22 protein-coding genes and 1 tRNA gene are annotated in these 23,993 nt (G+C 69.2%); 13 read left to right on the forward strand and 10 right to left on the reverse strand.

The window, feature by feature from the left end:
- Positions 1–27: 27 nt before the first annotated feature.
- Together QH948_RS11195 and glmU are read right to left on the reverse strand one after the other, a co-directional pair.
- Positions 28–1,002: a ribose-phosphate diphosphokinase gene (locus QH948_RS11195; RefSeq protein WP_219083379.1), complete on the reverse strand. Its 975-nt coding sequence runs from the start codon at positions 1,000–1,002 to the stop codon at positions 28–30.
- Positions 1,003–1,008: 6 nt separating this feature from the next.
- Positions 1,009–2,415, reverse strand: coding sequence for a bifunctional UDP-N-acetylglucosamine diphosphorylase/glucosamine-1-phosphate N-acetyltransferase GlmU (gene glmU / locus QH948_RS11200; protein ID WP_281144459.1), 1,407 nt, complete (start codon positions 2,413–2,415; stop codon positions 1,009–1,011).
- A gap of 301 nt (positions 2,416–2,716) precedes the next feature.
- Between glmU and QH948_RS11205 the strand changes: the two genes are divergently transcribed.
- From QH948_RS11205 to QH948_RS11235, 7 genes are all read left to right on the forward strand, one after another.
- A complete protein-coding gene (locus QH948_RS11205; protein ID WP_219083377.1) occupies positions 2,717–4,111 on the forward strand; it encodes a branched-chain amino acid ABC transporter permease in 1,395 nt (464 codons plus the stop codon).
- A 10-nt stretch (positions 4,112–4,121) separates the two neighbouring features.
- Positions 4,122–5,108: a branched-chain amino acid ABC transporter permease gene (locus QH948_RS11210; protein ID WP_281144460.1), complete on the forward strand. Its 987-nt coding sequence runs from the start codon at positions 4,122–4,124 to the stop codon at positions 5,106–5,108.
- Positions 5,098–6,066 (forward strand): ABC transporter ATP-binding protein, encoded by a 969-nt coding sequence (locus QH948_RS11215; RefSeq protein ID WP_219083374.1) that lies wholly within the window; start codon positions 5,098–5,100, stop codon positions 6,064–6,066. Before QH948_RS11210 ends, QH948_RS11215 begins: the two co-directional genes overlap by 11 nt.
- Before the next feature lie 7 nt (positions 6,067–6,073).
- Positions 6,074–6,892 (forward strand): ABC transporter ATP-binding protein, encoded by an 819-nt coding sequence (locus tag QH948_RS11220; RefSeq protein ID WP_281144461.1) that lies wholly within the window; start codon positions 6,074–6,076, stop codon positions 6,890–6,892.
- A 366-nt stretch (positions 6,893–7,258) separates the two neighbouring features.
- Positions 7,259–8,560 (forward strand): ABC transporter substrate-binding protein, encoded by a 1,302-nt coding sequence (locus QH948_RS11225; protein WP_281144462.1) that lies wholly within the window; start codon positions 7,259–7,261, stop codon positions 8,558–8,560.
- A 202-nt stretch (positions 8,561–8,762) separates the two neighbouring features.
- Positions 8,763–9,914, forward strand: coding sequence for a putative PEP-binding protein (locus QH948_RS11230; protein ID WP_281144463.1), 1,152 nt, complete (start codon positions 8,763–8,765; stop codon positions 9,912–9,914).
- A gap of 162 nt (positions 9,915–10,076) precedes the next feature.
- Positions 10,077–10,658 carry a helix-turn-helix domain-containing protein gene (locus QH948_RS11235; RefSeq protein WP_281144464.1) on the forward strand — a complete coding sequence of 194 codons (582 nt, stop codon included), beginning with the start codon at positions 10,077–10,079 and terminating at the stop codon, positions 10,656–10,658.
- A gap of 371 nt (positions 10,659–11,029) precedes the next feature.
- Here QH948_RS11235 and QH948_RS11240 read toward each other — a convergent pair.
- Positions 11,030–11,108, reverse strand: a tRNA-Gln gene (locus tag QH948_RS11240).
- 180 nt (positions 11,109–11,288) lie between these two features.
- On the opposite strand from QH948_RS11240, the gene QH948_RS11245 reads away from it, so the two are divergent.
- Positions 11,289–11,879, forward strand: coding sequence for a DNA-3-methyladenine glycosylase I (locus QH948_RS11245; RefSeq protein WP_281144465.1), 591 nt, complete (start codon positions 11,289–11,291; stop codon positions 11,877–11,879).
- A 4-nt stretch (positions 11,880–11,883) separates the two neighbouring features.
- Entirely contained in the window at positions 11,884–12,621 is a 738-nt protein-coding gene (locus QH948_RS11250) for a TetR/AcrR family transcriptional regulator (protein WP_438874096.1), read from the forward strand.
- Here the strand turns inward: QH948_RS11250 and QH948_RS11255 are convergent.
- Genes QH948_RS11255 through rsmI form a run of 5 tightly spaced genes read right to left on the reverse strand, consistent with a single transcriptional unit; the run spans position 12,588 to position 16,571 of the window.
- The gene (locus QH948_RS11255) at positions 12,588–13,073 is read right to left on the reverse strand and encodes a MarR family winged helix-turn-helix transcriptional regulator (RefSeq protein WP_281144467.1); all 486 of its coding nucleotides are present in this window, start codon (positions 13,071–13,073) and stop codon (positions 12,588–12,590) included. The genes QH948_RS11250 and QH948_RS11255 overlap by 34 nt on opposite strands.
- Positions 13,070–13,972 carry a 4-(cytidine 5'-diphospho)-2-C-methyl-D-erythritol kinase gene (locus QH948_RS11260; protein WP_281144468.1) on the reverse strand — a complete coding sequence of 301 codons (903 nt, stop codon included), beginning with the start codon at positions 13,970–13,972 and terminating at the stop codon, positions 13,070–13,072. Before QH948_RS11260 ends, QH948_RS11255 begins: the two co-directional genes overlap by 4 nt.
- A gap of 43 nt (positions 13,973–14,015) precedes the next feature.
- On the reverse strand, positions 14,016–14,867 hold the full coding sequence (gene rsmA, locus QH948_RS11265) for a 16S rRNA (adenine(1518)-N(6)/adenine(1519)-N(6))-dimethyltransferase RsmA (RefSeq protein ID WP_281144469.1): 852 nt from the start codon (positions 14,865–14,867) through the stop codon (positions 14,016–14,018).
- Entirely contained in the window at positions 14,860–15,726 is an 867-nt protein-coding gene (locus QH948_RS11270; RefSeq protein WP_281144470.1) for a TatD family hydrolase, read from the reverse strand. Before QH948_RS11270 ends, rsmA begins: the two co-directional genes overlap by 8 nt.
- Positions 15,723–16,571, reverse strand: coding sequence for a 16S rRNA (cytidine(1402)-2'-O)-methyltransferase (rsmI, locus tag QH948_RS11275; protein ID WP_281144471.1), 849 nt, complete (start codon positions 16,569–16,571; stop codon positions 15,723–15,725). The genes QH948_RS11270 and rsmI overlap by 4 nt, the downstream gene beginning before the upstream one ends.
- Before the next feature lie 11 nt (positions 16,572–16,582).
- Between rsmI and QH948_RS11280 the strand changes: the two genes are divergently transcribed.
- On the forward strand, positions 16,583–18,154 hold the full coding sequence (locus QH948_RS11280; protein ID WP_438874097.1) for a dolichyl-phosphate-mannose--protein mannosyltransferase: 1,572 nt from the start codon (positions 16,583–16,585) through the stop codon (positions 18,152–18,154).
- Between the two features lie 172 nt (positions 18,155–18,326).
- Here the strand turns inward: QH948_RS11280 and QH948_RS11285 are convergent, their stop codons facing one another.
- Positions 18,327–19,406: an FAD-dependent oxidoreductase gene (locus QH948_RS11285; RefSeq protein ID WP_281144472.1), complete on the reverse strand. Its 1,080-nt coding sequence runs from the start codon at positions 19,404–19,406 to the stop codon at positions 18,327–18,329.
- Positions 19,407–19,571: 165 nt separating this feature from the next.
- On the opposite strand from QH948_RS11285, the gene QH948_RS11290 reads away from it, so the two are divergent.
- The 3 genes from QH948_RS11290 (at position 19,572) to QH948_RS11300 (ending at position 23,320) form a co-directional block, all read left to right on the forward strand.
- Positions 19,572–21,008: a uracil-xanthine permease family protein gene (locus tag QH948_RS11290; RefSeq protein WP_281146191.1), complete on the forward strand. Its 1,437-nt coding sequence runs from the start codon at positions 19,572–19,574 to the stop codon at positions 21,006–21,008.
- Between the two features lie 217 nt (positions 21,009–21,225).
- Positions 21,226–22,764: a sigma-70 family RNA polymerase sigma factor gene (locus tag QH948_RS11295; RefSeq protein ID WP_281144473.1), complete on the forward strand. Its 1,539-nt coding sequence runs from the start codon at positions 21,226–21,228 to the stop codon at positions 22,762–22,764.
- 64 nt (positions 22,765–22,828) lie between these two features.
- Entirely contained in the window at positions 22,829–23,320 is a 492-nt protein-coding gene (locus QH948_RS11300) for a flavin reductase family protein (protein WP_281144474.1), read from the forward strand.
- Between the two features lie 10 nt (positions 23,321–23,330).
- Here the strand turns inward: QH948_RS11300 and QH948_RS11305 are convergent, their stop codons facing one another.
- Positions 23,331–23,777 (reverse strand): FAD synthase family protein, encoded by a 447-nt coding sequence (locus QH948_RS11305; protein WP_281144475.1) that lies wholly within the window; start codon positions 23,775–23,777, stop codon positions 23,331–23,333.
- Between the last annotated feature and the right edge of the window lie 216 nt (positions 23,778–23,993).

Raw genomic sequence — 23,993 nt, forward strand, 5'->3', positions numbered from 1 at the left:
CGCCCCGACGCTCAGCGTCGGGTCACGTCAGGCGTTTCCGCCGAACAGCGAGGTGACGGAGCCGTCGACGAAGACGGCGTCGATGGCCTTGGCGATCAGCGGCGCGATCGACAGCACCTTCAGGTTCTGGATCGGCTCGGGCGTGCGGATCGGCAGCGTGTTGGTGACGATGATCTCCTCCATGCCCGACGCGTTGAGGCGCTGGGCGGCAGGGCCGGAGAACACCGCGTGCGTCGCGGCGGCGATGACGCGCTTGGCGCCTCGCTCACGCAGCGCGTGCGCCGCCTGCGCGATGGTGCCGGCGGTGTCGATCATGTCGTCGACGAGGATGCACGTCTTGCCGACGACGTCACCGACGACCTCGTGCACCGCCACGGTGTTGGCCTTGTTCGGATCGTGGCGCTTGTGGATGATGGCCAGCGGGCAGCTCAGCCGGTCGGTCCACATGTCCGCGAGCCGCACGCGTCCGGCGTCGGGCGAGACGATGCAGACGTCGTCGCCGGCGTACTTCTCGCCGACGTAGTCCGCGAGGACCGGCAGTCCCCAGAGGTGGTCGACGGGCCCGTCGAAGAAGCCCTGGATCTGCGCGGCGTGCAGGTCGACGGACATGATGCGGTCCGCGCCGGCGGCCTTGTAGAGGTCCGCGACCAGGCGGGCGGAGATGGGCTCACGCCCGAGGTGCTTCTTGTCCTGGCGCGCATAGGGGTAGAACGGAGCGACGACCGTGATGCGCTTGGCGGAGGCGCGCTTGAGGGCGTCCACCATGATGAGCTGCTCCATGACCCACTCGTTCACCGGAGCGGTGTGCGACTGGATGACGAAGGCGTCACACCCGCGCACCGACTCCTCGAAGCGGACGTAGATCTCGGAGTTCGCATAGGTCAGCGCGCGCGTCGGCACCAGGGTGGTGTCCATCAGCTGCGCCACCTCCTGCGCCAGATCCGGGTATGCGCGCCCGCTGAAAAGCATCAGGTGCTTGTCGTTCTTGGCGATGTGGGACATGGGTCGTCAGGCCTTCTTCTCTCGCGACTCGGTGACTGCAGGATGAACGGTGCCGTCGCTCTGCGCGGCGGCATCGGCCCACTTGGAGCCCGGACGGCGCTCGGCCATCCAGTCCTCGACGTTGCGCTGTCGTCCCCTGGCGATGCCGAGGGCGCCGGGCGGCACGTCTTCAGTGACGGCCGATCCGGCTGCGATGAGCGCCCCCGCGCCGATGTCGACGGGGCTGACGATGACGGAGTTCGATCCGACGAACGCGTCCCTGCCGACATGCGAGGTCGACTTGTGCGTGCCGTCGTAGTTGGCGAAGATCGTGCCGGCGCCGATGTTGACGCCCTCGTCGATGATCGCGTCGCCGCAGTAGGTCAGGTGCGGCACCTTGGCGCCGTCGCCGATGGTGGCGTTCTTCGTCTCGACGAAGGCCCCGATCTTTCCGCCCTGGCCGAGGATGGTTCCGGGCCGGAGATACGAGAAGGGCCCGACCTGGGCGCCCGCTCCGATCACGGCGAAGGACCCATGCGTCCGGACGACCTCGGCGCCGGGGCCGACCTCCACGTCCATCAGGGTCGTGTCGGGCCCGACGTGGGCGCCCTCGCCGACGGTGGTCGCTCCCTGCAGGATGACGCCGGGGTAGAGGATGACGTCGGGAGCCAGGTCCACGTCGACGTCGATCCAGGTGGTCGAAGGGTCGATCATCGTGACGCCGTCGAGCATCCACCGGTCGCGGATGCGGCGGTTCATCTCGCCGTTCATGCGTGCGAGCTGCACCCGGTCGTTGACACCCTCTGTCTGCCAGACGTCGTCGATCAGGAGGGCCCCGACGCGCTGCATGCGCTCGTGGGCGAAGTGCAGGACGTCGGTGAGGTACAGCTCGGCCTGGGCATTGTCCGTCTTCAGCGAGGCGAGCCCCGCACGGAGGGTGTCGGCCGTGAACACGTAGATACCGGAGTTGATCTCGTCGATCCTCCGCTGCTCCGCGGTCGCGTCCTTGTGTTCGACGATGCCGACGACGGCATCGCCGTCACGCAGCACCCGGCCGTAGCCGGTGGGGTCCGGCACCCTGGCCGTCAGCACGGTCGCCGCATTGTCGTGGGCGCGGTGCACAGCGACCAGCTGACGCAGCGTCTCCCCCGTCAGCATCGGGACGTCGCCGTAGGTCACGACGATGTCGCCGGTCAGTTCTGGGAGCACGGAGAGCCCGCACTGCACGGCATGGCCGGTGCCGAGCTGCTCCTCCTGCACCGCCGTGGTGACAGCGGCCTGGTGCATGGCGAGGTGTTCCTCGACCTGCTCGCGGAGATGACCGACGACCACCACGAGGTGCTCGGGGTCGAGCGAGGCCGCCGCCGAGACGGCGTAGCTCAGCATCGGCCTGCCGGCGATCTCGTGGAGGAGTTTGGAAGTGGACGATTTCATGCGGGTCCCGCCACCAGCGGCGAGAACCACAACGGCCGCGACTGGCGCGAGCTCGCTGTCGGTGGACAAGGCTTCTCCTTCGTGGCTTCCAGGTCAGTTGGCATCATACGGCGTCGCGGGGGTTGCCATCTCCAACATGGGCCACTTCGCGCGCCCCCCCTTGTCAACAACGGAACAGAACCGAGACGGGGACGTGACGCACATGAAATCCTGCCGTCACATTGACGCCCTAGCTTTCTGACCCATCCTCATCCGCGACAGCGCGATGAACCCGGCACATCTGAAGCTTGGGAGGTCCTCTATGGGACTGCCTACACGGTCGACGACCGGTCCAGCCGCACGCCCCCGACGCATCCTTGCGACGCTCGCCGCCCTCACGGGCATCCTGTGCCTGCTGCCGTTGTCGGCACACGCCGAGGTCACGGCTGTGACCGAGTGCGAACGCTCCTCCGAGCACGGCTGCGTCCAGGTCAACATCTTCGATGGTGACCGCGAGCCGGTCGCTGACGTAAAGGTGACGCTCGAGGGACCCGACGGATCCGTCGACGCGGTCTCCACCGCCGAGGGGCCCACCACGTTCCAGGTCGACACCGCCGACACCTACACGGTCACGCTCGACGGGGCCTCCATCCCGGCGGACTTCCCGTCGGCCGGCACCGATCTCGTCAAGGACCTCACCGTCCAGTTCGGCTCGACGGCGCGTGGCACCTTCGACCTGACAGAGGCCGCTGCGGCCCCGGTCCCCGACGGTGAGGCGTCGGCCTCGGCATCCTCCGCGCCGGCAGCCCCGGCGCAGGAGGATGGCTCCTCCGGCGTCTCGATGGATCGGGTCTGGCAGCAGCTGGCCTCCGGCCTCCGGTTCGGCCTGATGCTGGCGCTGGCGTCGGTCGGGGCGAGCCTCATCTACGGCACGACCAGGGTCTCCAACTTCGCGCACGGTGAGCAGGTCACCCTCGGGGCGGTGCTGAGCTACCTCCTGATCCAGGTCGGCCTCCCGCTGTGGGGAGCCGCCATCCTGGCGATCGGCATCTGCGCCGCGACGGGCTGGCTGCAGGATGCGGCGCTGTGGAAGCCGCTGAGGCGCCGCGGGACCCCGGTCACGCAGATCATGATCGTGACGATCGGTCTGTCGATCGCGCTGCAGTTCCTCATCCAGTTCATGGTCGGGACCGGCACCTTCCAGGTCGTCACGGGCAACCCGAGGACCGTCACCTTCGGGCCGATCACCATGACTCACGAGTCGCTGCTGGCGATGGGCATCTCGCTCGTCGTGCTGCTGGCGATCGGCTTCTTCCTGACGCGCACCCGGCTCGGCCGTGCGACCCGCGCCGTGTCCGACAACCCGGCCCTCGCGTCGGCCACCGGCATCAACACCAACTCGGTCATCCGGCTGGTCTGGACATTGGCCTGCGGGCTCGCCGGCCTCGCCGGGCTGATGTTCGCGCTGATGTTCGGCGCAGCCAACTGGAACATGGGCCTGCAGATGCTGCTGCTGATGTTCGCGGCCATCACGCTCGGCGGCCTCGGCACCGCCAACGGCGCGCTGGTCGGCTCGTTGATCATCGGGTTCGCCGTCGAGCTGTCCAGCCTCGTCATCCCCAGCGATCTGCGCTACGCGACGGCGCTGCTGATCCTCATCATCGTCCTCCTCGTGCGACCCCAGGGCATCCTGGGACGCGCGGACCGCATCGGCTGAAAGGCTAGACATGGACTGGCTCCGCGTCCTCGCGCAGACCGCAGGCGAACTCATCGCCCCCACCACCGCCGCCTACGCGCTGGCGGCCATCGGACTCAACGTCCACTTCGGCTTCACCGGCCTCCTCAACATGGGCCAGGCGGGCTTCATGCTGCTGGGCGCCTACGGGTTCGCTATCGCCACCATCAACGGTGCCGCACTCTGGCAGGCGGTGCTCGTGGCGATGGCTGCCGGCGCGGCGTTCGCCCTGATCCTGGGGATCCCGACCCTGAAGCTGCGCGGCGACTACCTGGCCATCGTGACGATCTCCGCCGCCGAGATCATCCGCATGGTCGGACGTTCCACCGTGCTGGACGCCTACACGGGCGGGTCGTCGGGCCTGACGGGCAACTCCTTCAAGGGCACCTTCCAGGCGCTCTCACCGCTGCCGGACGGCACCACCACCATCGGCCCGTGGACCTACGCCAACAACGGCTCCGACTCGTGGTGGCTGCGCATCGTCGCCTGGCTGCTCGTGCTGGCGGCGCTGCTGCTGGTCTGGCTGCTGACCCGCAGCCCCTGGGGGCGCGTGCTCAGGGGCATCCGCGAGGATGAGGACGCCGTCCGCGCCCTCGGCAAGAACGTCTTCGCCTACAAGATGCAGTCGCTGGTGCTGGGCGGCGTGATGGGAGCACTGGCCGGTGTCCTGTTCGTGCTGCCCCGTGCCGTGCAGCCCGACGGTCTCGGCCGCACGACCACCTTCTGGGTGTGGACCGTCCTGCTGCTCGGCGGCGCCGCTACGGTCTTCGGCCCGGTGATCGGCTCGATGCTGTTCTTCGCCGCCTACATGCTGGTCCGCTCGGGCATGCGCGCCGCGGTGCCCGACACCATCCTTTCCTCGACGCAGATCGAACAGATCGGCGGCCTCTTGGTCGGCGTCGTGCTGATGTGCCTCGTGATCTTCAGACCCCAGGGAATCTTCGGAAACAAGAAGGAGCTGGCCTTCGATGCCCACTGACCTGCCCTCCCGCGCCGATCTCGACCTGAGCATCGACCTGCCCGACGATGCGGTGGCGCACGCCCTCCAGTTCGTCGAGCCCGTGGTCGGCGCCGCAAAGCCCCTACCGATCCTGACCGCCCGCAACGTCACCCGTTCCTTCGGGGGCATCAAGGCTGTCGACGTCGAGCACGTCGAGTTCCAGAAGGGTGCCATCACCGCGCTCATCGGACCCAACGGCGCCGGCAAGACGACGTTCTTCAACCTGCTGACCGGCTTCGACAAGGCCGACTCCGGCGAGTGGACGTTCGACCGGAGCGTCTCGCTGACCAACAAGTCGGCCGCCTACGTGGCCCGCAAGGGGGTCGTTCGGACCTTCCAGCTCACCAAGGCGCTGTCCCGCCTGACGGTGCTGGACAACATGCTGCTCGCCGCCACCGGCCAGACCGGGGAGCGGTTCCTACCCTCGCTCATCAAGCCGCTGTGGCGCGGCCAGGAGAAGGCGAACACGGAGCGGGCGCTGGAGATCCTATCCCGCTTCAAGCTCGACGCCAAGGCAGCCGACTTCGCCGGCAGCCTGTCGGGCGGACAGCGGAAGCTGCTCGAGATGGCCCGCGCCCTCATGACCGACCCGCAGGTCATCATGCTCGACGAGCCGATGGCCGGCGTGAACCCCGCGCTCGTTCAGTCGCTGCTCGGCCACATCCAGGCCCTGCGCGACGAGGGCATGACGGTGGTCTTCGTCGAGCACGACATGCATGCCGTGCGTCACATCTCCGAATGGGTGGTCGTGATGGCCGAGGGCCGTGTCGTGGCCGAGGGGCCACCCGAGAACATCATGGAGAACCAGGCGGTCGTCGACGCGTACCTCGGCGCGCGTCACGACGTCGACCTGGGCGACGACTCGCTGATCGACCCCGATCAGCTCGCGAAGTTGATGGAAGTGCGCCAGCGCGACCTGGCAGAGCAGAAGCGGTAGGAGCACCATGACCACCTCCACGGAGTCCACCACGGCGGGGGCGACGAGCGCGTCTGCCCCGATCCTCGTGGCCGACAACCTCGTCGCCGGCTACCTGCCGGGCGTGAACATCCTCAACGGCTGCACCCTGACGGTCGGCGACGGCGAGTTGGTCGGCATCATCGGCCCCAACGGTGCCGGAAAGTCCACGCTGCTGAAGGCGCTCTTCGGGCTCGTGAACGTCCGCTCCGGGACGGTGACTCTCGAGGGCGACGACATCACCAACAAGCGGGCAAACACCCTGGTGGCCCGCGGCGTCGGCTTCGTGCCGCAGACCAACAACGTGTTCCCCTCGCTCACGATCGAGGAGAACATGCGGATGGGCGTGTACCTCAAGCCGAAGCTGTTCGACGAGCGCTGGGAGTACGTCACCGACATCTTCCCCAAGCTGGGCGCCCGCCGGTCGCAGCGAGCCGGGCAGCTGTCCGGCGGTGAGCGGCAGATGGTCGCCATGGGCAGGGCGCTCATGATGCGCCCGTCTGTGCTCCTGCTGGACGAGCCCTCCGCCGGACTGTCCCCCGCGCTGCAGGACGAGGCATTCATCCGGACACGGATGATCAACAAGACCGGCGTGTCGGTGATCATGGTCGAGCAGAACGCCCGCCGCTGCCTGCAGATCTGCGACCGCGGATATGTGCTCGACCAGGGTCGAGATGCCTACGTCGGACCCGGCCGGGAACTCTTGAACGACCCGAAAGTCATCAGCCTCTATCTCGGGACCCTCGCTGCGGACGTGGACTCCGCGGCCGAGGAGAGAAAGTCGAAAGAGACGGACCACATCGCCTGACCATTTCACCATCTCTTTACAGGGGGAATCCGCAGGGGCGACACCTTCACAGTTTCGCGATTCATCGCCGACCCGCCGCACATTGCGTGCAGCGGGTCGGCACTTCGCCATGTGGCACCTGACCTGCGGCGACATGTCATGAAATCCCGGCTCCCCGGGTCCCGTCCACGGATTCGCAGCACCCGGCAATACGCCTTGAGTGAACGCTCCAGCCGTGACCAAAAAGAGATTATTCTGATACAGCCTTGAAACAGAACGGCCACCAGACGAAACGCTCGACCTTTAGCGTTCCCTGCAAGACGCGCACAGCGCAGTTCTTCCACTGACGGCCGACCGGCCCCGGAATCCAACTCGGAGGAAACTCACATGAGCCGACATTTCACGATGAAGGCGGGTCTCGCACTTCTCGCGGCCTCTGCCATCTCACTGTCCGCCTGCAGCTCAACCACGCCCACCACCACGACCTCCGCTGGGACGAGCACCTCGTCGTCGGCCGCCGCCGCTGCGGCCGAGCCGCTGACCGTCGGCACCCTGCTGCCGATCACCGGCACCCTGGCGTTCCTCGGCCCGCCCGAGATCGCGGGCGTCGGCCTGGCGATCGATGACATCAACGAGGCCGGCGGCGTGCTCGGCAGCGAGGTCGAAGAGGTCTCCGCCGACTCGGGCGACTCGACGGACATGAACGTGTCGACGCAGGGCGCCACCGAACTCATCAACGGCGGAGCGGACGTCGTCATCGGCGCCGCCTCCTCCAGCGTCTCCCTCAACGTGGTCGACCAGATCACCGAGGCCGGCATCATGATGATCTCCCCGGCCAACACTTCCACCACTCTGTCGGGCTACAGCCCGCTGTACTCCCGCACCGCCCCGCCAGACACCGTCCAGGGCGCCGCGCTGGGTTCCGCGGTCCTCGACTCCGGCTACTCGAAGGTCGCCGTCATCGTGCAGAACGAGGACTACGGCACCGGCCTGCGTGACAACGTCCAGAAGGCCGTCGAGGACGGCGGCGGCGAGGTCGTCTACGGCGCCACCGGCGGCGGCCAGGAGTTCGCTCCCGGCGAGTCCAACTTCAGCTCGATCGTCACCGAGGCGCTCGCCACCAAGCCCGACACCATCGTCATCGTCGCCTTCGAGGAGACCGTCGCGATCGTCAAGGCCCTGCTGGCCGCCGGCTGGGACACCACCAACCTCTTCCTGTGCGACGGCAACACCGCCGACTACTCGAAGGACTTCGACGCCGGCACGCTCGAGGGCGCGCAGGGCACCATCCCCGGCGCCCAGGCCTCCGACGACTTCAAGGCGAAGCTGTCCGACTGGTACAAGGAGTCCGAGGGCGAGGCGCTGACGGACTTCTCGTACGGCCCCGAGTCCTACGACGCGACCATCCTCGCCGCGCTCGCCGCGGTCCGCGGTGGCGCCACCGACGGCCAGACCATCTCCGACAACCTGCAGGCCGTCTCCGGTTCCGAGTCCGGCGCGGTCGAGGTCAGCACCTACGCCGACGGCGTCGCTGCTCTGGCCGAGGGCAAGGAGATCGCCTACAAGGGCATCGCGGGCATCGGCGCGATCAACGACAAGAACGACCCGTCGTCCGCGTTCATCGGTGTCTACAGCTACGACGGTGACAACAAGCCCGTCTTCGACCGCGCGGTCGAGGGCAAGGCCTGATCCATCCCGCAACGGCGAAGGCCGGTCCCCTCACCCGAGGGGACCGGCCTTCGCTGTTCGGGGAGATAGGTCGCCGCGCCGTCGGCAGGTGGCAACGGTCCGGCTCTTTCCGTGACGTTTTCCGGAGGATGGCTCAGTAATGTCATCGACGTCCCCACCGTCGGGGATCAGCGCAACGGCTGCGCACTCTGGAAGGAATCTCATGTCCTCAATCGTCGTTCTCGGTGCAGGCATCATGGCCACGGCCCTCGCGACCCCTCTGTCCGACAACGGTCTCGTGCAGGCCGCGGGCGTGCTGTCGGCGGCGCCCGGGCGGGTCGGGCTGGACGGCAGCAGCGGCCTGGTCATCACGGACCCGACACCCGAGGCCGCCGGGTCCCTCGTGGCCCGTGACAGGGCCCGCATCGAGCTGCAGGCAGACGGGGTCGGCCCCGGCACCACCAGCGACGGCCACCGGGTCCAGGTGCTGGCCAACGTCGGGACCCTCGATGATGCGCTTCTGGCGTCCCGCGCCGATGTCGAGGGGGTCGGACTGTTCCGCACCGAGTTCCTCTTCCCCGACCGCGAGCAGCCGCCGAGCGTCGCCGAGCAGACGGAGGCCTACACCCGGGTCTTCGACGCCTTCGCCGGACGCAAGGTTGTCGTGCGCACGCTGGATGCGGGTGCCGACAAGCCGTTGGCCTTCGCGAACCTCGGCGAGGAGGCGAACCCCGCGCTCGGGGTGCGCGGTCTGCGGCTGCACCGCGAGCTGCGTCACCTCCTGGACGATCAGCTCGAGGCCCTCGCAGCAGCCCGGCGGTCCACGTCGGCCGACGTGTGGGTGATGGCGCCGATGGTCGCTACGCCCAGCGAGGCCTCGTGGTTCGCGGCCCTGGGCAGGGCGGCCGGGCTTCCGACCGTCGGCACGATGATCGAGATACCTGCCGCCGCCCTGCGGTCGGGGCAGGTGCTGGCGGACTGCGACTTCGCCTCCATCGGGACCAACGACCTGAGCCAGTACCTGTTTGCGGCTGACCGCATGGACGGGCGGCTCGCTCCTCTACTCAGCGGCTGGCAGCCGGCGCTCTGGTCCACCATCCGAGCCTGCGTCAGCGGCGCCGCCGGCAAGCCCGTCGGCATCTGCGGCGAGATCGCCGGGGACCCGCTGCTTGCGCTCGTGGCCACCGGGGCAGGTGTCTCCTCCCTCTCGATGGCGACGGCGAGAACCGGCCTGGTCAGGGCCGCCCTGCGCCGCCACGACCTCGCCACCTGCACCGCCATGCTGCAGGCCGTGCTCGACGCTGACTCCCCCGAGGAGGCACGAAGCGCCGTCGTCACGCTGGCGGACCGCGAGTTGGCCCTGGTGCTCGGATAGCCCACCGGCCAGACGCCACCTTTCCCGACAAACGCTACCTCTCTCGACACATGCCACCGCCATGGCGGTGGCATGTGCTGACAAGGGTGGCGTCGGTCAACAAGGGTGGCGTCTACCCCGTCGACGGATGGCGCGAAATTGAGCTAGAGATATAATCGGCGCATGAGTGATCTCATCAGGACCACACGGAAGTCCGCCGGCCTGACCGGCGCGCAGCTTGCTGGCCGCCTGGGGATCACGGTCGGCGCTGTTTCCCGGATGGAGCGCTCAGAGCGCGCCGGGACGATCCAGCTCGACACGCTCCGGCGCGCGCTCGCGGCCACGGGCCAGGGCCTCCGACTCGACGCCACCCCGGAGGACCCCTACGCGCCCTTCGCGCCGGCGAACGTCACCGACGAGATCAACCTGGCTCTCGACGAGAATCGCCCCGAGTACGCGCTCCGGCTCCTGACCCAGGCGGCGCAGACCATCGCCGCCCAACCCGAGCGATTTGATGATGAGTCCCTCGGGCGCCGACCATCCCAGATCGGTGACCCCCGCTGGGAACAGTTGTTCCGCGCCGTCGTCGGCGACGCCATCCCCGCCGATCGCCGGCCCGCCTGGGCCCAGCCAACGCGCCTGAGCCGAGCCTGGTATCCCTTCGGCCAGTACGCCTCCCTGAAGCAACGCGCCAAGGCGGAGACCCCCGACCGGCTCCGGCAGCTCAACATCATGATCGACCAGCGATCGCTCAGCCGCGCATGAACGACGGGCTGGCGCTGACACCGGAGCGGGCTCGAGCGCTCATCGACCAACTCGAAGTGAGACTCGTCGCAGCCGGCATTCGGGGCTCGATCAGGATCTCGGAGTTCGCCCGCGACGTGCTCAGTCCCCGAAGGCGCAACTAGCAGCTCCAGCGGAACGGGTTGAGATAACGACTTGCTCTTTCACCGGTTCACAGACGCCACCCTTACCGACGGACGCCACCTCTCTCGACACATGCCACCGCCATGGCGGTGGCATGTGCTGACAAGGGTGGCGTCGGTCAAGAAGGGTGGCGTTTGTCGGTAAGGGTGGCGTCGGCCAACAAGGGTGGCGCGACGCAGCGGCTATTCCGATGTCCTGAGACATCACAGCTCCCCGGGTAGGAGTCGAACCTACTTCGCTTGTCCTGATTCAAAGTCAGGCGGGCCCTGCCGAAAGACCAACCGGGGATCGGTCCACGAGGGACCGTGCATGAGTCTAGGCCACCTCGGGCACGGGTGTGGCGCGGCCCGCCGTCGATGGGCGGCTCGCCACGCTCTGCCACCCAGTTATCCACAGCCGGGCGCGGAAGCGGCATCTCGTCGGCGCCGGATGGAAGAGTTGGCCTCCCCGACGAGCCAAGGAGTGACCATGGACAGACAGCGCTGCTTCGGATCCGGCGACCCGCTGTACGAGGCGTACCACGACGAGGAATGGGGTCGCCCGGTGGAGGACTCCCCCGACGAGCGTGCCCTGTTCGAGAGGGTCGCCCTCGAGGGCTTCCAGGCCGGTCTCAGCTGGATCACGGTGCTCCGCAAGCGACCCGCGTTCCGGGCCGCGTTCCGCGACTTCTCGCCGTCCGCGGTCGCGGCCTTCGACGACGAGGACGTGACGAGGCTGATGGCGGACGAGGGCATCGTCCGCAACCGACTGAAGATCGCGGCCGCCATCAGTAACGCGCGTGCGCTGCTGGCCCTGCACGAAGAGGGAGGGCGCCTGTCCGAGGTCGTGGCGCGGCACACTCCCGCCCCGCGCGGGCGCGCCCCGCTGCCGGGCGAGGTGCCCGGCAGCACGCCGGAGTCCGTGGCGCTGTGCAGGGATCTGAAGCGGCTCGGCTTCAGGTTCGTCGGCCCCACGACGATGTACGCGCTGCTCCAGGCGGTCGGCGCGGTCGACGATCATGTCGAGGGCTGCTGGCTGGCGGCCGGGGCGGGCAGCGGCGAGGCCCTCGTCACGGCGTGAAACAATGGTGGCAATGTCCAGTCGCCAGCCCGCACCCCGCGCCCGCCGCCCGCGCACCAGGATGAGCGCGGCCGAGCGCCGCGAGCAGCTCATCGCGATCGCCCGCGAGCTCTTCGCGGAGCGTGGCTTCGAGGGGACCTCCGTCGAGGAGATTGCCGCACGGGCCGGCGTCTCGAAACCCGTGGTCTACGAGCACTTCGGCGGCAAGGACGGCGCCTACGCCGTCGTCGTCGACCGCGAGACCCAGGTGCTGCACACCTCGATCCGCGCTGCCCTCTCCACGCCGGGCGCCAGATCGCGTGAGCTCCTCGAACGCGGGACCATGGCGCTGCTCGAGTACATCGAGAGCTGCCCGGACGGCTTCCGGATCCTGTCGCGCGACCCATCGTCGACCGGCACCAGCGGCGAGGCTGGCGCCTCCTTCGCGTCGATCCTCAGCGACATCGCCGGGCAGTCGGAGGTGCTGCTCGCCAAGGAGTTCGCCCGCAACGGTCAGGATCCGAAGTTCGCCGGTCTCTACGCCCAAGCCCTCGTCGGGCTGGTCGCTCAGACCGGCCAGCAGTGGTTGGACAACAGACAGCCGTCGCGCGAGGAAGTCGCCCGGCACCTGATCAACCTCGCCTGGAACGGGATGGCGCACCTGAAGCCCGACCCGCAGCTCGTAATGCAGACCATCGACGCGCGGCGCGAACGACGCGCCACCTCGATTCAGGCCGAGGACTCCAGCAGCACCCGCAGGTAGTCCGCCAGCCGCACCCTGTCGGCGTGCGTCCACTGCGCGAGCAGTTCCTCTTCCATCGCAATCAGCGACTCGAAGGCGGCGTCGACCAGCGCCAGCCCTTCCCCGGTCAGCCTGACCCGCACGGCGCGGCCGTCGCTCGGGTCGTTCTCGCGGGTGACGGCCCCTCGCGCGACGAGCCGGTCGACGCGGTTGGTCATGGTCCCCGACGTGACGTGCGTCTCGACCACGAGCTGCCCGGGGCTCAGCCGGTAGGGCTCCCCAGCCCGGCGTAGGGCCGCCAGCACGTCGAACTCCCACGACTCGAGCTGGTGCTCGGCGAAGGCCAGCTTGCGCCGACCCTCCAGGATCCCGGAGAGTCGGTCGAGCCGTGACCAGATGTGCAGCGGATCGAGGCCGAGGTCGGGGCGCACCCGGCGCCAGGCGTCGACGACGCGGTCGACCTCGTCGCTCACGGGAGAACCTGCGCTCCGGCCACCGGGCCGAATGCCCGACGCGCCGCGCGCACCCCACTGAACCGTGCCAGCGCCGTCGCGAGCTCGGCGGCGTGCGCCGAGGACCCGGCGAGGAAGGCACAGGTCGGCCCGGAGCCCGACACGATGGCACCCAGCGCCCCCGCCTCGAGGCCGAGCCGGAGGGTGTGCGCGAGCTGCGGAAGCAGCGACACGGCCGGTCCCTGGAGGTCGTTGACCAGGGACGCACCGACAGCTCCGGTGTCACCGAGCCGCAGCGCCTCCACCAGCTCGACGGGGATCTCGGTGGTATCGGGGGTGGAGGTTCGGTCGAACTCGCGGAAAACAGCGGGGGTGGACAGCCCTGAGTGGGCCAGCGCGAAGGTCCAGTGGTAGGTGCCGCTGGTCATCATGGAGGTGAGCTGGTCACCCCGCCCCGTCCCGATGGCGGTGCCGCCCAGCAGCAGGAACGGCACGTCGGCACCCAGCTCCGCGGCGAGCGGGTGCAGGTCGCTGCGCGTGGCGCCCACCTGCCACAGCGCGTTGCAGGCGACGAGCGTGCCGGCCGCGTCGGCGGAGCCGCCCGCCATGCCGCCGGCGACGGGGATCCGCTTGCGGATCGTGAGCCGCACGCCTGCACCCGTCACCTCGCAACGGGCCGCCAGCAGCTTGGCCGCGCGCATGGCGAGGTTGGTGTCGTCAACCGGCAGGAACCCGGCCCCCTCGCCGTGGAACGCCAGCGTGAAGACGCCGGCCGGGGCACGCTCCGCGAGGATCTCGTCGCCGAGACTGACGGCCTGGAAGACCGTGCCGAGTTCGTGATAGCCGGAGGCATCGGCCCCGCCGACGCGCAGGGCCAGGTTCACCTTCGCGGGCACCCGCACACGCACTGCAGTCGTCACGACTCGAACCTACCGCACGGCCGCCGCGCTGCCCATGGCTCGCTCAGGCGGGCAGCTGGGCCGCGATCGCGGCGAAGTCCTGCACGGCCAGCTTCTCGCCCCGCAGTTGCGGGTCGAGGCCTGCGGCGGTGATGGCGTCCGACGCAGCCGTCGCGGATCCGAACAGCCCGCCGAGCGCGGCGCGCAGCATCTTGCGGCGTTGCGCGAAGGCTGCGTCGACCACCCGGAAGGTGGCCTCGCGCGTCGCCGGGGTGTCGGGCGCGGGGCGCCGGGTCAGGCGCACCAGTCCGGAGTCGACGTTCGGGACGGGCCAGAACACCTTCGGCGGAACGGTCGCGATGCGGGCACTGTCGGCGTACCAGGCGACCTTGGCGCTGGGGACGCCGTAGACCTTCGAGCCCGGCGGGGCGACGAGCCGGTCCGCCACCTCCAGCTGCACCATCACCAGACCGCGGTCCCAGTGCGGGAAGAGCTCGAGCATCCGCAGCAACACGGGCACCGAGACGTTGTACGGGAGGTTCGCGACGAGGGCGGTGGGCTGCACGGGAAGCTCCGTGACCTGCAGCGCGTCGATGTTCACGACGTCGAGGCGCAGCGCCGCGTCCGGGCCGAGGCGCTCTGCGACCGTCTGCTGGAGCCGGTGGGCCAGCCGGTCCTCGATCTCGACGGCGACGACCCGGGCTCCGACCTCGAGCAGGCCCAGCGTCAGCGACCCCAGACCGGGGCCGATCTCGAGCACCACATCGTCGGCGGTGACGCCCGACATGGTGACGATGCGGCGCACGGTGTTGGGATCGATGACGAAGTTCTGTCCCCGCTGCTTGGTCGGGCGCAGGTCGAGTTCGGCGGCGAGGCGGCGCACCGAGGCGGGATCGAGCAGGCCTGTGTCAGGCATCCGTGCCCCACTCTCCATAGGCGGCGAACGTGTTGGCGACGGTGAGGTCGCAGAACTCGGCAAGGTCCATGCCGAGCAGGTCGGCCAGGAAGGCGACCGTGTGGGGAAGCAGGTAGGGCGCGTTGGCCTTGCCGCGTCGGGGCTTCGGGGTCAGGTACGGGGCGTCGGTCTCGACGAGCAGCCGGTCGACGGGGGTCGCCAGGGCGGCCTCCCGCAACGCCCCGGCCGAGCCGAACGTCACCACCCCGGGGAAGGACAGCCAGCAACCGCGGTCGACGAACTGCCGGGCGACGTCCGCGTCGCCGGAGAAGCAGTGCATCACCACGCGCTCGGGGAGCGGCTCGTCGTCCAGGACTCGCAGCACGTCGTCGTGGGCGTCGCGGTCGTGGATCATCAGGGTCTTGCCCGTCCGCCTCGCCCACGCGATGTGCGCCCGTAAGCTGCGCTCCTGGATCTCGCGGCCGATGCCCTGGGGTGTGCGGAAGTAGTCGAGGCCTGTCTCGCCGACGGCGACGACCTCGTCGCGGTCGACGAGAGCCTGGATGGCGGCCAGGTCGTCGGCGAGCGCCTCCTCACCCCCGGCGGCGAACCTGCGGGCCGCGTCGTTGGGGTGCAGGGCCACGGCCGCCCGGACCTGCGGGTTCCGGGCGGCGAGGTCGACGGCGGAGCGCGCGTCGTCGACGTCGCAGCCGACCTCGATGACCCGCGTGACATTGACCTGGGCCGCGAGCCTCAGGCTGTCGTCCACCTGCAGCCCGGAGTAGTTGGCGGTCGAGAACAGGTGCGTGTGGTTGTCGATCACGCGGCGGGGCAGGGCCTCCGGCAGAGGCGGCAGCCCCAGTCCCTCCAACACGCTCACTTGCCCTCCCTGGCGGCCAGCGCGGCCGCGTACAGCTCTTTGCGGTTCGCCCCCGTGGCCTTCGCCACCTCGGCGACCGCAGCAGACAGTTTCGCACCGCCATCCATGGCGCGGAAAACCAGGCGCACGGCCTCGTCGGTGCTGACCTCGATGTCCTCGGCCCCCGCGACGACGATCGTGACCTCGCCGCGCACCCCCTCGGCGGCCCACCCGGCGAGCTCGGCGAGCCCGCCCCGTCGGACCTCCTCGTAGGGCTTGGTCAGCTCCCGGCAGACGGCCGCGGGCCGTTCGTCGCCCAGTTCGGCTGCCGCGTCGGTCAGGAACGCGGCGAGCCGGTGCGGGGCCTCGAAGAACACCATCGTGCGCTCTTCCGCCGCGAGCTTCCCGAGGCGTCGGCGTCGCTCTCCCGACTTGCGGGGCAGGAATCCCTCGAAGCAGAACCGGTCGACGGGCAGGCCTGAGACGGCCAGCGCTGTCAGGACGGCCGACGGGCCGGGGACGGCGGTGACGCGCAGCCCACGCTCGACGCAGGCGACCACGACGCGGTAGCCGGGGTCGCTGACGCTGGGCATGCCTGCGTCGGTGCACAGCACGACCCGCGCGCCGCCTGCGACGGCCTCGACCAGCTCGCCGGTGCGGGCCGACTCATTTCCCTCGAAGTAGCTGACGATCCGACCCACCGGTTCGATTCCCAGCCGCTTCGTCAGGGTGACGAACCGGCGGGTGTCCTCGGCCGCGATGATGTCGGCGGAGGCGATGGCGTCGCGGAGTGCCTGACTGGCGTCGGTGGATGATCCGATGGGGGTCGCGGCGAGGATGAGTGAGCCGCCCGTCAGGGTCTGCATGCCATCAGCCTATGCTGGGCGACGTGCTGACGACCCTCCAGGCTCTCCGAGACGGCCGCCTTAGTGACCGTGCCATCGGTTGGGCCGTGACCATCGGCATCACCGCACTCGCGTTCTTCATCCGGATCTGGAACGTCGACTTCCCCAACAAGCTGCTGTTCGACGAGACGTACTACGCCAAAGACGCGTGGGCGATCCTGCAGTCGGGCTACGAGCGCAACTGGACCGAGAACGCCAACGACCTCATCGTGCAGGGCGACCTCAGCGGCATGCAGGACACCCCCTCGTTCGTGGTGCACCCGCCGCTCGGCAAGCTCCTGATCGGCGTCGGCGAGCACTTCTTCGGGATGAACTCGTTCGGCTGGCGCATCTCGGCGGTCCTGTTCGGCTCGCTGCTGGTGTTCTTCACAATCCGGCTGGCCCGCCGCCTGTCCCGCTCGACGCTGATCGGTGCCATCGCCGGCCTCCTGCTGACGTTCGACGGCCTCGCGTTCGTGATGAGCCGTCTCGCGTTGCTCGACATCTTCCAGGCGACATTCGCCGTCGCCGCCGTCGCCGCGCTGGTGGCCGACCGGGACTGGTTCCGGCACCGGCTGGCCGACCACCTCGAACGCAGCGGTCAGCCGGACCTCGACGGACGGTTCGGGCCGCTGCTTCTCTGGCGGCCGTGGCGCGTCGTCGCCGGCCTCATGTTCGGCGCCTCGTGCGCGGTCAAGTGGAACTCGATCTATCTGATCGCCGCGTTCGGCATCCTCGTCGTCTTCTGGGACATCGGCGCCCGGCGGCTCGCCGGAGCCGGGCGGAAGCAGTGGCTCTCGATCGTCATCGACGCACCGGCAGCGTTCGTGCAGCTCGTCGTCGTCGCGATCCCCGTCTACCTCGCCTCGTGGCTGGGCTGGCTCACCACGTCGGGCGGCTACGCGCGGTCCTGGGGTGCCGAGAACCCGGACGACCCGCTCGTCCAGCGCTTCGGCGAGGCCCTCGGATCGCTGTTCCACTACCACCAGCTCGCCTACAACTTCCACACCGGAACCGGCATGATGGTCGACGCGACGCACCCCTACGAGGCGAACCCGGCCGGCTGGCTGCTGATGCTCAGGCCCATCGGGATCGAGGCCGTCAATGGCATCGAACCCGGCGAGGACGGCTGCACCGCGGTAGGCACGACGTGCCTGCGGATCATCTCCGGCATGGGCACCCCCCTGCTGTGGTGGTCCGCGCTGATCGCCATCATCTTCGCCATCGGATGGTGGGTCGCCGGCCGCGACTGGCGTTTCGGCGTGCCGCTCGTGGCCATCGCCGCCGCCTGGCTGCCCTGGTTCCAGTATGCGGGCCGCCCCCTGTTCTTCTTCTACGCGATCATGATCATCCCGTTCAGCTGCACGATCCTGGCGATGGCGCTGGGCAAGCTGCTCGGGCCCCGCGACCACAACCCCAAACGGTGGCTGAAGGCCATGGTCGTCGGCATCATCATCGCCGTGATCCTGTGGAACTTCGCGTTCATCTACCCGATCCTGACCGCCGACCTCCTCACCCGCCCCGAGTGGTTGATGCGCATGTGGCTGGGCAACGCCTGGATCTGACCCGGATCGTTGAGCTCGTCGAAACGCCCTGAGCGCAGCGAAGAGTCCCCGCCTTGCTACACCTCGCTCCGCTCGGCGCCCTTCGACAAGCTCAGGGACCCGAACACACGCTCAGGGACCCGAACACACGCTCAGGGACCCGAACACACGCTCAGGGACCCGTGCACCCGACCTAGCCCCGACGACGAAGGCGCGAGGCCCCGTAGGCGCGGAGCCGGCTGAGCGGTGGCATCGCGCCGCCGGCCGAGCGCTGGCCGCCGATCAACTCGGCCAGGTACCAGCCGCTGGCGGTACCGTTCATCAGCTCGCCACGACCATTGCCACGGGCGTAGTAGCCGCCGGGGATCGCTGAGGCGCCGACGACGGGGCGGCCGTGGTCGCTCGGGTCGATGGCGAGTCGTCCCTCGACCAGGTCGGTGGCGCCAAGATGCTCGACGCACCAGTCGTGCAGTTCCACGCCCGCCTGCGCGATGCGACCGATGCTGGCCTTCTGGCCGAGCACGAGCGCGCGGTCGCCGAGCGGGCGGATCATCCAGGCCGCCGACGTCGCGCACAGCGACACCTGCGACAGGGCCTTGCGCGGGGTGCATCTCACGACGGGCACCCACTGGGCCGGCGCAACGCGCGCCGCGGCACCCCAGGGGCTCACGCCGAGAGTGTCGATGACGGCACGGGCGCCAACCGTGCCGATGTCACGGACCCAGGCGAGATTGTTGCGGAAGTGCACACGGGTGACTCCCTCACGCCTGGTCAGGTGGGCGACGGTGACGCCGTGCACGACGTTGGCCCCCGCCGCCACCGCCGCGGCCCGCAGCGTCGCGGCGTAGGCGGCGACGTCGACGGACAGCGCCTGGGTGCGGACGCTGACGCCGTCGGGAGCGACGAGCAGGTCGGCCTCGATCCCCTCCTCGCGGTACAGCTCGACGATCGAACGCGACTCGCTCTCGTCGCCTCCGGGCAGCGAACGGTCACTCAGTGCGAGCATGGTGTGGTCGGGGTGGATGCGGCGGATCTCATGGAACCCGGACAGGTTGCGGCGGATGTGTTCGCGCGCCGCGTCGAGGCCGTAGGCGTTAGCCATGTTGGCGATCGTCGACGCGTGGCCGACGGCGGCGACGCCGTGGCCGATGGCCGCGCTGTCGCCCTCGGGGTTCGGGTCGAGTACCAGGACGTCATAGCCCTTGTGGGCGAGCCGGCGGGCCACGGTCAGCCCAGCGATGGTCGCTCCCAGCACCGCAACGTCATGAGCCATGGGTTCAGCCTAACGGGGCGCGACGAGCGTCCGGGAAGGCGACCCATCTTACCGTGCAGGAGGCGGTCCATCGGCCACCTGCCCGCGGCGCGGGCGAGGGGAGCTGCGGGGTCGACAGGGGACGAACCGTGACCTGTACCATTCCGCGGACGAAAGGATTCCGCGCTGATGTGGACACTGCATAACAACGGCGAGCTCCTCCCCGGGGCCGTGGTCAAACCCACCGAACGACTGAACTGGGGACGCACGATCGGGCTCGGCGCGCAGCACGTCGTCGCCATGTTCGGCGCGACGTTCGTGTTCCCGCTCCTGATGGGCCTCAACCCGCAGCTTGCGGTGATGATGTCCGGCATCGCGACCATCATCTTCATCTTCGCGACCAAGCACCGCGTGCCGAGCTACCTCGGCAGCTCCGCGTCGTTCGTGGGCGTCGCGACGGCGATCTACGCCGCGGGCGGCAACCCCGCCGACGTGACCGGCGCGCTGTTCGTCGTCGGCCTGACGCTGTTCATGGTCGGTCTGGTCATCCACTTCGCCGGCGCGAAGGTCGTCCACAAGGCGCTGCCCCCGGTCGTGACCGGCGCCGTGGTCATGCTGATCGGCTTCAACCTCGCCCCGGTCGTGGCGAGCGTCTACTGGCCCGTCGACCCGTGGCTCGCGTTCGTCGTCATGCTCATCGTCGTGGCTCTGTCGATCGGCCTGCGCGGCTTCATGGGACGCATCGCCATCTTCCTGTCGCTGATCATCGGCTACGTGCTCAGCTGGCTCGCCGACCTCGCCTTCGGGCCCCTGCAGAAGGTCGCCGAGGATGGCACCGTGTCCGAGGCGCTGCGCGTCGACTGGTCGGGCGTCGCCTCCGCGGACTGGATCGGCCTGCCCCCGCTCACGGACCTCGCCAACTGGACCTACGGCGCCACCGACAACATCGTCGGCATCCACCTGCCCCACTTCTCGCTCGGCGCCATCATCATCGCCCTGCCGGTCGTGATCGCCCTCATCGCTGAGAACACCGGCCACGTCAAGGCCGTATCCGAGATGACCAAGGAAAACCTGGACGACTACATGGGCCGCGCGATCGCCGCCGACGGCGTCGGCTCCATGCTGGCGACCTCCGTCGGCGCCGGCCCGACCACCACCTATGCGGAGAACATCGGCGTCATGGCGGCGTCCCGCGTCTACTCGACCGCCGCCTACCTGGTCGCCGCGGTCGTGGCGATCCTGTTCGGCTTCTCCCCGAAGTTCGGCGCCATCATCTCCGCCACCCCGTCGGCCGTCCTCGGCGGCATCACTGTCGTCCTCTACGGCATGATCGGCCTGCTCGGCGCGAAGATCTGGCGTGAGAACAACGTCGACTTCGGCAACCCGTTGAACCTGATCCCTGCTTCCGCGGGCATCATCATCGGCGTCGGCGACGTGTCCGTCCCCTTCGGCAGCTTCTCGCTGAGCGGCATTGCGCTGGGCACGATCGTCGTCGTCGCCGTCTACCACCTCGCCCGCCTCATCGCCCCCGAGCAGATGAAGAAGTCCGCCGACGGCGCGTCGCTCATCTACGACACGCCAGGAATGCAGGACATCGACGCGGACGACGCAGAGGGACGCTAGGCCGTCGGAGAGGATGTGGAATCGCCCCCCCAATGCGCTTCCACACCCCCTCTATCTGGCAAGACCCCGCAGACCCGGGAATGTGACGCGGTCCCGACAGGTTTCTCCGACGAGTGCGTCTCCGAGCCGTTCCCGGGCCCCGCACCACATGTTTCGCCGCCCGCGAATGTCTCCTACGCTTGCGTACACCCACCCATGTGAGACGGAGTCCTGAGGCATGAGCACTCGACAGCGTCCGGCCACGACAGCCGCGACGTTCGACCGCGCCCGCGCTGACGGCCGTTCCGACGAGGAACTGCTCTCCTTATCCCGTGCAGGCGACCACGAGGCCTTCACGACGCTCTTCTACCGCCATCACGCAAGTGCTGTGCGAGTCGCGCGGGGCACCACCAACCGTCTCGATCCGGAGGATCTGACGGCCGAGGCCTTCTCCCGGACCTGGCGGACGATTCAGGGCGGCGGAGGGCCACGCCGGGACCTCGGCCCGTATCTCCACACGACCATCCGCAACCTGGCCGCGACCTGGGGACGCCGCTCGCGCGAGGTTCCCACCGACGACGAGGTACTCGAACTGGCCTCCGGCGAGGTCAGCTTCGACGAGGCCATGGCCGACCACGAGTTGGTCACCGACGCCTTCCGCACGCTCCCGAAGCGGTGGCAGTCCGTGCTGTGGCGGGTGGAGGTGGAGGGCCAGTCGGCGGCCGAGGTGGCCAGGGACCTCGGGCTCACCCCCAACGCGGCCTCCGTCCTGACCCGGCGCGCCAGGGAAGGACTCGCAAAGGCCTGGCTGCAGGCCCAGGTCGACACCCGCTCCCGGCGCCGGGAATGCCAGTGGGCGCTACAGCGGATCGGCTCCCACGTCCGCGCCTCGCTGCCCGCGGCCCAGCTCGCGCGCATGGACGAACACCTCGGCGAGTGCGAAAACTGTTCGCGCGCCAACCGTCGGATCGCGGGCCTCGGGTCCACTCTCCGACTCGTCGCGGTCCTGGCCGGAGGGTCCGCGGTCGGCCTGCTGGCCTTTGGCGTGCTCGCCCCTCCTACGGCGCAGGCAGCCCAGGCACCCGGACCCTCATCGGGCGCCAGCGCGGCCGCACACACGGCGGCCAGCGTCATCATGAGTCCCATCGGGGCCGTCGCCAGCGTCGCGATCCTCGCAGCGACGGCCGTGGCTCTCGTCGCAGTCGGCTCGGGCGGTGGATCGACGGATGCTGCAGGACCAGACCAGCGGCGTGCCCCGGTCCCTGCCGCCGCGTCGGCGTCCGCCAGCACGGCGGTCTTCGAGTCAGGGAGCCGGTCGCCATCTCCCGCGGTCCACGAGGAGCCGAGTACCACCGCCCCTATCGTTGAGTCGACACCATGGCCGGTCATCGAACCGACAACGCCTCCAGCGCTGATCCGCCCCACGTCCCGGGCAACGGACGTCCCGACCGTCGTGCCCACCGTCGCGACGACGAGATCCACACCGTCTACACAGCCCACCCCGTCCGCGACTGCGGACTCGTCGCCGCCTCCCACCGAAACACCGTCTCAGGTCGAACCCACGATGCCGGAGACCACGCCCCCGCTCTTCATCCCCGCCCCCGAACGCCCGGATTCCCCGACCCCGTCGCCCACGCCCGAGCCGTCGCCCGAGCCGTCCCCGGAACCCACGCCCGAGCCGACCGTCACCCCGACGCCCGACCCGACCGTCACCCCGACGCCCACCCAGACCTGCCTGGTGATCATCGGCCCGATCTGCATCGCCTTCGGCAGTTGAGCCGACGGCGAAGTCCCGTCTCAGCTGACGCCGACCCCTGCCGTGCCGGGATAGCGTGGTCGCCGTGGATCAACTGCAACTCGAGTTCCGCGAGGCCATGGCCCACGTCCCGGCCCCCGTCACGATCATCACGACGACGCTCGGCGGCATGCCGACGGGGACGACCGTCTCCGCCTTCGCCTCACTGTCGATCACGCCCCCGATGGTGCTGTTCGCGCTGGACAACCGTGGCGGCATGATCGAGCGGCTGCGTGCCAGCGGCCGCGCGGGGATCAACGTCCTGGCCGGTGGCCAGTCGGAGATCGCGCTGCAGTTCGCACGGCACGGCGAGGCTGACCGCTTCGACGGGCTCGGCTGGCACGCCGACAACGGGTTGCCCCGCATCGACGGCGCAACGTCATGGCTCCGCTGCGAGGAGCTGACGTTCACCCCCGGCGGCGACCACACCGTCGTGCTCGGCACCGTCATGGAGGCGCAGACGGAACCCGGCTCGTCACTGACCTACCATCTGCGCACGTTCAGGGACCTCACGCCCCCACCGGCCGGTCTCGGCTGAGGCGCCCGGGTCAGCCCAGGCGCTCGCCGAGCGCGGCACGCAGCTGCGTCGAGCTGGTGCTGCGGGTGTACGGGAAGTAGATGACCCGCACGCCCACCCCTGCCATGGCCTTCTCCAGCCGCTCGCCCTTGGACGTGCCCTTCCAGTCGTCGCCCTTGAACAGCACGTCGAAATGGACCTGCTCCCACACCTTGACCTTGTCGCTCGAGGTGTCGACGACGACCTTGTCGACCATTGACAACGCCTCAAGGATGGCCATCCGCTCGGCGAGCGGGATGATCGGGCGCCTGCCCTTCATCTCCTCGAGAGCCTCGTCAGTCACCGCCCCCACGATCAGCACGTCACAGTGCTTCCTCGCGTGGCTCAGGATGTTCAGGTGGCCCACGTGGAACATGTCCCAGCCACCGGGCACATAGCCCACGATCCTGGGGCCGTCCCCCACAACAGACAGATTCATCGCTTCTCCCCCCGGTCTGCGATGGCCACAGACTACTCGTGTTCGACGCCCAGGACGTCGATATGTCCACACCTCAGCCCCTGGCCGCGCGGTGAGTTGCCTGCCGCGGCCTGTCCAATCTGCGAGAACGGTCACAGAATGGCCGAAACGAGCCCCCTGGTGACCGAAGATGGTCCCGTTTCGACACGAACCTGAGAGTTTGTTAAGATTTACTCA

The sequence above is a fragment of the Tessaracoccus lacteus genome (assembly GCF_029917005.1).
Lineage (GTDB): Bacteria > Actinomycetota > Actinomycetes > Propionibacteriales > Propionibacteriaceae > Arachnia > Arachnia lactea.